Source organism: Bacillus sp. LR--39 (genome assembly GCF_053613335.1).
This window is the reverse complement of record NZ_JBSIOT010001303.1, coordinates 1-577: the sequence shown is the minus strand read 5'-3', so window position 1 is coordinate 577 and position 577 is coordinate 1. Positions and strand designations below refer to the sequence as shown.

Genomic DNA, 577 nt, shown 5'->3' with positions numbered 1-577 from the left:
ATTATGAAAGCGTCGGAAGCAGGCGCTGACATCATCACCGTTTTAGGGGCTACAGACGACGCAACGATTAAAGGCGCAGTAGAAGAAGCCAAAAAACAAAAGAAGAAAATCTTAGTGGACATGATTAACGTGAAAGATATCGAGTCCCGTGCGCAAGAAATTGACGCACTCGGCGTTGACTACATCTGCGTCCACACTGGCTATGATCTTCAAGCAGAGGGCAAAAACTCTTTCGAAGAATTAACGACAATCAAAAATACCGTAAAAAACGCAAAAACCGCAATCGCGGGCGGCATCAAACTTGATACACTGCCAGAAGTGATCAAGCAAAACCCTGACCTTGTCATTGTTGGGGGCGGAATTACAAGCGCAGATGATAAGGCGGAAACAGCTTCAAAAATGAAGCAGCTGATTGTCCAAGGATAACTCCTATGAAAACGACTGAATACGTAGCGGAAATTCTCAATGAGTTACACAATTCAGCAGCTTATATTGCTAATGAAGAGGCTGACCAGCTTGCCGATCACATTCTTTCATCCCGCCAAATTTTCACCGCGGGTGCGGGGCGGTCTGGCCT

At 45.9% G+C, this 577-nt stretch carries 1 protein-coding gene and 1 pseudogene; both read left to right on the top strand.

Annotation, left to right across the window (positions count from 1 at the left end):
- A partial coding sequence (locus ACWHAR_RS30140) for an orotidine 5'-phosphate decarboxylase / HUMPS family protein (protein ID WP_452088810.1) occupies positions 1 to 426 on the top strand: 426 nt, incomplete at its 5' end.
- A gap of 5 nt (positions 427 to 431) precedes the next feature.
- A pseudogene (locus tag ACWHAR_RS30135) lies at positions 432 to 577 on the top strand (6-phospho-3-hexuloisomerase); the annotation flags it as partial.